The sequence below is a fragment of the Aquabacterium soli genome, from assembly GCF_003933735.1.
Classification (GTDB): Bacteria; Pseudomonadota; Gammaproteobacteria; order Burkholderiales; family Burkholderiaceae_C; genus Aquabacterium; species Aquabacterium soli.
This window is the reverse complement of the sequence record NZ_RSED01000006.1, coordinates 319,052-326,395: the sequence shown is the minus strand read 5'-3', so window position 1 is coordinate 326,395 and position 7,344 is coordinate 319,052. Positions and strand designations below refer to the sequence as shown.

Genomic DNA, 7,344 nt, shown 5'->3' with positions numbered 1-7,344 from the left:
GTTTTTCAACAGAATTGGCTGAACTCGGTCATTCGACGATGGAGCCTCCAGTGACCGCTTTTGCGGGAAGCAGCCGATTGGCCTAGAACGGATTGGCCGGCGGCTTCGTCTCCGGAACCGGCCGTTGGACCCGACGTTCGCAGTCATACTGGTCGACTTGGGAATATCGCTATATCGCCGGTTGATCCCCACGTCGGCGCCTCAGCACGGGACCTTCGCCGCATATCTTCATGCGTGCGAAACCGGCGCGCCAATCAGCTAGCATCCGAGGGACGGAGGAGCACCGAAAAGAGTGCCATGCGAACAAGACAAGGGCTTAACAACCTTCTAGGCCTCGCCCGAGAAATCTCCGCACACGACCTTGGGCTTGATGTCTGGCAGCCGTCTTGCGAGTGCGTTTTCCATGATCCCTGTTGCCGTTGCAACAAACTCATCCCGCCTTGCAGTCGCTGGCACTTCGAGCAATGCGGCGTCATGCATAGGAAGAAGGAATGCATGCCATCCAAAGGCGTCTGTTAATTTGGTCACGGCCTCTTTGAAGATGAGCGACGCAGTCGCCTGTATTCGTTGGTTCAAGGCCCAACGACGCTCCTTGTGCGATAGGACGCCTGAGCCACCGCGATACCGGCGATTCCCCATCGCACTGGAAATCCATCCTTGATGCCTAAGTAGATCTTCGGAGGCTCGTCGCAGATGTTCCAGTCCAGGGAATTCGGAGAAAAACCCCTCAATTCCTGAAGAGAGCTTCTCTATGTCTTGCGGAGTAGCTGATGCAGGGAGCATTAGGCGTACGATGGTTTCGCGCTGCATTCCGTAGCAGTAAGCGAGAAATATCTGCTTGCACTGCTTTCGATGGCCCTGGTCCCCATATAGGCGTGTGCTTAATGCTGTGTATAGATCGCCCTTGTTGTATGCGTCAATAATAGATGGATCCCCAGACAGCTGGGCAACCACTCCAGGTTCAAATTGAGCGTAGTCCAGGTATGCAAGCGAGCACCCTGGATTGGGTGCAAAAATTGCGCGATACTTGCTACGCAGTTGCTGCAATGAGGGCTCGCTTACGAGGATTCGTCCAGTTACCGTGCCGTGTGCATGGAAGAATGGGTGGACCGTCCCCATGCTTCCCGCACAGCGTTTCAGCGTAGCCTCATCGCGGACCGCGTCTACGTAAGAAACAAGTGAACGCGCAAACTCAGAGTGATTGCTCGAAAGCTTCAAAGCATCTCGCATTGATCCCGCATCATCAATATCTGAAAGATGCTCAAGCTCGGTGTTTTCAAGGCAAGTTCCGAGATTCCAATAGTTGATGCTTTGTGGGCTGCGGCCAATCTTCGGTGCGATTTGCAAGAAGGCTTGGTATTTCTCAGCTTCAACTTTCTTTATGAAGCCTAAAAGGCGCTCTTGATCAATTTTTATGCCCGCTAGCTGTCGGCCGTTCAGGATTCGACGTACGGGGGCTTCAATTTGGAAGAATCTCTCAATTTCATCTTGATTGTCGAGATCCTGCTGCACTGTTTCCCAGAGTTTATATATCTGAAATGAGAGCCAGCGAAGTTCTTGCAATATGATTGGCCTGTCTGGCCATGCAGTACGCGAGTGAAATATTGATTCGATTGAATTGACGCGATCCGTTGATGATGTTCTCGCAACTTGTCGCCAAACATTCCAAGGCTTCTCTCCTACTTCGTCCTTCGGACGTCCACACCGCATACGCAAGGCATCAGAGAGATCCAATAAGGACGGTAGCTCAGATGCGTTAAGTCGGCGAAGACCGTCGATTAAAATGCCTAGCTCGAACGTCAGAATGTTGCCGGTAGTGTCGATGAGAGTGTTGAAGTCGACTTCACCAGCTTCCGATCCATCGTTAAGGCAGAAAATTGGGGTTCGGATTCCAAACGGGTCACAAATATAGGTTAGGACGAGGGTGTTGTTATTCATAGTCTCGCTCCACGTCCAGAATTGAAGTGATGGATATCGGTTCGGGGGCGGATGTGTATTTGCCGTTGCGCCGATTGATGCGCCGGAAGACTCCTTTGAGGTCGTCACGGAGATGAGGTGCCACATGGTCTCGAACCATTGGAGCAAAGTGAAGATCCTGCACCGCTATCAGCCCATTCCTCTGCGCAAGGAATGACGGGGCATTGGCGAAGTTTTGAGCGATAACTTCTCGATCAGATTTATCGCCCGTAGCTCCCAGATAAATTACTGCGCCGCTCCGGCTTGGAGAATCGAGTTTTGCGGCTATCAATGTTTTTGCGAAGTCTCTGAGGGCGGAATCCTTAAAATTCTTGTGAGCTAAGAGAACCCATAGCTGATAGTTTTGCCAGGTGTAGATGCTTTTGTCGCAATCTAATAAAAAATAAGCAAGCTGTCGCAGAATTTCGACACTGGTTGGTACTGCTTGTAGATATGTGACTAGCTGATCTGTGGCGGCGGGATGCCTTGCCACCGCACCAACAATCCGCTCTGTGATTGGATTGAAGTATTCTTCCGGCACCTGGAATTCGGGGCATGTGGCTAATGCCCGAAGTCGTCTGATGTAGTACCTGAATTCCCGAGATGCCACGAGATCTTGATCCAACAGATCCACAACCCGTTGCCGAAGATCTGGCAGGGTGCGGGAAATGGCGATAAGTTTTCTTGTGCTCCAGGCGGCGGCAATCTCTTGAAGCTCTCGGCCTCCGGAATCAAGGCACTCATCTATGCCATGCTCATCTTCTTTATGAAGAATACTTGTTTTTCCGGAGTTGATGGATAGGCCGGCTTCGCGAAGCTGTAGAGAGAGGAATTTCAAAGCGGAACGGGCTTCAAAATCGGTGCTGCAGGCGATTTTGATGTCGTCCATATAGCGGAAGTACTTGTACCCCTTGCTCGCCATGGCTCGATCAACCGGGAGCATATACATATTTGCAAGAAAGGAAGAGGCGTCGCGATTCTGCGGTAGCCCCTTCATCTCGTCTTTGCACCAAGCGGTCAAGCAGGAGAAGAGCAACTCAAGGGTGCTCCGGAGTTTCGCTTTCTGATTGGCGTCGCACTTTAGTTCGGCCAAATATCCCAGCATCGATGACTTTAGTGTCGCTATCGAGATGTTCTCGAAATAGTTGGCTAAGTCGGTGGAAAGAAGAACGGGGTATTGTTCAAGCGATTGCCTGGCAACCCCGGTGAAGTCTTGCCACGAGCGGATTGCAGGCTTAAACAAATAGCGAGAATCAGTGCTCCCGTTGTGCCTATGGCTAAAAACGTTCCAGGGGATCAATGGATCTAGGTGGGGTACGAGTAACGCAGTGAGGCCGTGGTATATAGCTCGGTCCACAATGGAGGTCTCAAGCGCATAGCGAAGAGTGAAGTTGGGTTTGGGGAGGTTTAGGAGTTGCCGATTGCTCGGGCGATAAACTCCATTGTTGCGCGTGAAGTTGGCGGCCACGCATTCGGCAATATGCTCGCTGTCGAAGATATCCTCGAAGCGGAGGGGGTCCGGGAACCAGTCATCACGCATGTCTCGCTGGAGCTGGCGAGTCACCAGCTGTTCGTCAAGCTGCAGTGTTCCCAGGTCTATCGTCATGTACGCCTCCCCAGCGTTGAATACTCCCGACGTGCATGCGACGGGTTGACGGCAATGTTATTGGGGTCTTAGCAAGTTTGCCATGGGCGGCGCCCTCCCCCCCGGGGGGGGGACGTTGGCAAAACATGGTCCCCCCTGTGCCGATTAGGTCGGCACCGTGAGTTCGCTCAACGGCGCAGCGGCCGTTCAGGCCGCGCTGCCGATCAGTCGCCGGCCAAGGTCAGCTTTAACTCGCGGTGCAGCCAGTCATCCCTGCGCCGGCCGCCTGATCGAATGTCGGCTTGCCGATAGCAAGCGTGAGCAGGCCTGTCGGCCACGACCGACTCCTGACGCTGCAAAGCTGTCATCCGCCTTGAAGCTTTCGAACTTCTGCTTTGAATCGATAGCAGCCTGAAATGATTGGATGCCAGCAGCCCTCTGGGCTTATCTCAGCCTATTCGCTTGCTTGGACGCTGATGCAAAGGCTTCAATAGCTGGCGCAGCCCATTGATGTCAATCTCATGCATCGTCGCCAACAGCCGTCCTAGCTCACCTTTAGGAAACCCCTCCCGAGCAAACCAGGCCAGATAGTTGCTTGGCAGATCCGCAATCAGCATCCCCTTGTGCTTCCCGAACGGCATGGCCATGGTCACCAGCTTGTGCAGGCTGTCCGCGTCCATGTCACTGATGCCCACTGATCACATGCGGCACATAGCGTGCCTCCAGCGCCTGCACTTCATGCTCGGCCAGTGTGATGTCCAGCGCTGCCACCGCATCATCAATGTGCTCAGCCGTTGACGCCCCGATGATCGGCGCCGACACCTGCGCCTTCTGCAAAACCCACGCCAGCGCCACCTGCGCCATCTTCACATCCCGCTCGCCGGCCACCTGCTGCACCGCCTGGATCACTTCCAGATCAGCCTCGGCCGTCTTGGCGTAAAGCCCGATGCCCACCTGATCCGATTCCAGCCGGGCCGTGCTCACCCCCGGCGGCCGGGTCAGACGCCCACGTGCCAGGGGGCTCCACGGCAGCAACCCGATCCGCTGATCCGCGCACAGCGGAATCATCTCCCGCTCCTCTTCCCGGTAGAGCAGGTTCAGGTGGTTCTGCATGCTGACGAACTCGGTCCACCCATGGCGCCGCGCCACTTCCTGCGCCTTGGCAAACTGCCAAGCGTGCATGGACGATGCGCCAATGTACCGGGCCTTGCCGGCGCGCACGATGTCGTTCAGCGCGCTCATTGTCTCTTCGATGGGGGTGTCGTAATCCCAGCGGTGAATCTGCAGCAGGTCCACATGGTCCGTGCCCAGCCGCGTCAGGCTGGCATCCACCTCGGCCATCACGGATTTGCGCGACAGGCCCTGGCGGTGCCTGGTGCCGTCGGGCTCCACATATGGAAAGTACACCTTGGTCGCGATCACCACCTCTTCGCGGCGCGTGAACTCCTTGAGCAACTGGCCCATGATGGTCTCCGAGGTGCCTGCGGAGTAGCTGTTGGCCGTGTCGAAGAAGGTGATGCCTTGCTCAACCGCGTGCTTGACGATGGGGCGAGACCGTTCCAGAGGCAAGGTCCAGCTGTGGTTGCCGGCGTTCGGGTCGCCATAGGTCATGCAGCCCAGGCACAGCCTGGAGATGTCCAGGCCTGTGCTGCCTAGCTTGGTGTATTTCATGGGTGTGTCTCCGGGCTGGGCCTGGCCCAGCGGTGAAGGGATCAGCCCATCCTGCCACCATTTCCCGCGCAGGCGGGCGCGCGCGTCCGCTTAAACTTCCTCGCTTCCCGAGGTACCGCCCGTGTCGTCCCGAAAGCCCACTCCACCGCCCGTCAAACGATCCCCCAGAAGGCCTGCCCGCGCGCTTGCTTCGCCAGAGTCGGTTTCGTATGGGCAGGGCCGTGAGCGCCTGGTGCAGGCCGCTGCCCGACTGGCCGCGACCTTGGGCCACTCGCGCTTCAGCCTGCGCGATCTGGCCAAAGAGGCCGGCATGGGGCACAACTCCATCTACCGGCATTTCCAGAGCATGGACGACCTGGTCGTGGCCACGGTCACCGCCTTCTGCGATGAGGTTAGGGAAGGGCTGAGCGCGGCGCGCAGGTCGGTGCCGCCCGGCCCGGGGCTGACAAACGCCGTGATGGGCTGGCTCCTGGATTTCGCGCTGGCCCATCGGGATGTCTTCGTGATGGCGATGCGGGAGCGGCATGGCCCTGCGGGGCCGGCCCGCGAGGCGGTCGAAAGCATGCTGGCGTCGATCCGGCAGGACATGCTCGCGGAGCTGACCACGCTGGGCCACCTTCCCAAGGCGCAGCCCCTGTCGCTGGCCTGGGCCATCGAGGTGCTGGTGAACCAGAACTTCCAGCTGAGCATCGACTATATCGAGGACCCAGGGCGCCGTAAGGACATCCTCGAGCGTTCACAGCTTCTGTTCACCTGGGTGATGGCGGGGGCGTGGGCGGCAAGCCCTCCCGGGGCCCACCGGCCTGCTCAGTCCAGGTAGTCGGCCAGGGCGCGTCCCAGCGCAACGTTTTCTTCCGAGTGCGCCCCGGGCGTGTCGAAATCCCCGCTGACACGGACGATGACGGTGTTCTGCTTGGGCAGGATGTGGATGGCCTGGCCGTAGACGCCCAGTGCGGAGAAGTCGCCTCGCTCGCCTTCGAGCGGCCACCAGTGGTAGCCGAAGCCATAGATGCGCGATGCGCTGCCAGCCCGGTCAACGCCGTGCCAGTTGGTCGGATCGCCCGCGAAGGTGGTGGATTTGCGCACCCAGTCGGCCGACACGATCTGGCGGCCGTGCAGTTGGCCACCCTGGGCGTACAGCAGCCCGAACATCGCGTAGCTGCGCGTGGTGGCGTACAGGCAGCAGAAGGTGAATGCATCGTCCGCGCGGTCCACCAGCACCTTGGCGCGGTCTTCGGTGGCCATGGGGATCCACAGCTTCTTCTGCAGATACGCCTGGTACCGCTCACCGACGGCTTTCTCAAGGGCCAGGGTCAGGGCCTGTGTGTTGATGCTCGCGTAGTTGAACCTGCTTCCGGGCGTGAAGGCCACCGTCAGCGCCGGGTCCAGGGCCTTGTTTCGGATGGAAGAGCCAGATCGGCCGCCGGTGTAGTAGTCGGAGATGGCGTCCAGGAAGAGCTTGAAGCGGTCGGCTTCTTCGCTGTACTTGACACCCGATGACATCTGCAATGCCTGCCTGAAGGTGACACCCGCATAGCCGTTCATCGCCAGGGCCGGTTCGTAGGCGTCCATCCGGTCATCGACCGACCGGATGGCACCGTCGTCGATGGCGATGCCGATGGCCGCCGACAGCACCTGCTTGGCCATGGACCAGGACTGGTGAAGCGAGTTCTTGCTGTAAGGGAAGCGGTTGTACTCGTAGACGATCTTGCCGTCCTTGAGCACCAGGAGCGCCCGGACCTTGGCCTCGCTCTGGTACTGGGCCAGTGTCTTGCTCGCGCCGTCGTAGGTGTACCGGAAGTTGCTCAGCGGCACGCGGGGCTTCACCGACTGGAGCACTGCGGGACTGGCGGCCACGTCCAGAGTGTCGCGGGGCAGCACCAGTTCCGGCAGGTACAGAGAGGGCGGCAGGCTCTGGGCGGCCGCAGCCGAGGGCAGCAGGGCGGCCACGGTGGCCAGCAGAAGGGCCAGGGGCAGGGCTTTCATGGGTCCTCAGGGCATTGCTTGGATGAGACCAATCGTACGCATTTGGGTGAGTGTGGCAAGCGCGGATTTTCCCGCGGTGGTATGAACCCAGCCGCCTGCCCAGGTGCTTTGCAACGACGAGCCGGCCTCATGGCCGCAGGCCATGA

The 7,344-nt window shown here is 58.3% G+C and carries 6 protein-coding genes; 1 reads left to right on the top strand and 5 read right to left on the bottom strand.

The genetic code is table 11. The features are described from left to right. Window positions 1-327 precede the first annotated feature (327 nt). The 4 genes from EIP75_RS10070 to EIP75_RS10055 all read right to left on the bottom strand — a co-directional run bounded on the left by EIP75_RS10070 (window position 328) and on the right by EIP75_RS10055 (window position 5,212). A complete protein-coding gene (locus tag EIP75_RS10070; RefSeq protein ID WP_158622799.1) occupies window positions 328-1,938 on the bottom strand; it encodes a DNA polymerase in 1,611 nt (536 codons plus the stop codon). Then, window positions 1,931-3,562 (bottom strand): RNA-directed DNA polymerase, encoded by a 1,632-nt coding sequence (locus EIP75_RS10065; protein ID WP_125243120.1) that lies wholly within the window; start codon window positions 3,560-3,562, stop codon window positions 1,931-1,933. The genes EIP75_RS10070 and EIP75_RS10065 overlap by 8 nt, the downstream gene beginning before the upstream one ends. A gap of 428 nt (window positions 3,563-3,990) precedes the next feature. After that, the gene (locus tag EIP75_RS10060; RefSeq protein ID WP_125243119.1) at window positions 3,991-4,221 is read right to left on the bottom strand and encodes a DUF3820 family protein; all 231 of its coding nucleotides are present in this window, start codon (window positions 4,219-4,221) and stop codon (window positions 3,991-3,993) included. Window position 4,222: 1 nt separating this feature from the next. Then, window positions 4,223-5,212: an aldo/keto reductase gene (locus EIP75_RS10055; protein WP_125243118.1), complete on the bottom strand. Its 990-nt coding sequence runs from the start codon at window positions 5,210-5,212 to the stop codon at window positions 4,223-4,225. 232 nt (window positions 5,213-5,444) lie between these two features. Here EIP75_RS10055 and EIP75_RS10050 point away from each other — a divergent pair, with 232 nt between their 5' ends. Then, window positions 5,445-6,032: a TetR/AcrR family transcriptional regulator gene (locus EIP75_RS10050; RefSeq protein ID WP_158622798.1), complete on the top strand. Its 588-nt coding sequence runs from the start codon at window positions 5,445-5,447 to the stop codon at window positions 6,030-6,032. Here EIP75_RS10050 and EIP75_RS10045 read toward each other — a convergent pair. Then, window positions 6,020-7,198 carry a serine hydrolase domain-containing protein gene (locus EIP75_RS10045; protein ID WP_125243116.1) on the bottom strand — a complete coding sequence of 393 codons (1,179 nt, stop codon included), beginning with the start codon at window positions 7,196-7,198 and terminating at the stop codon, window positions 6,020-6,022. The two genes, EIP75_RS10050 and EIP75_RS10045, sit on opposite strands and share 13 nt — an antisense overlap. Between the last annotated feature and the right edge of the window lie 146 nt (window positions 7,199-7,344).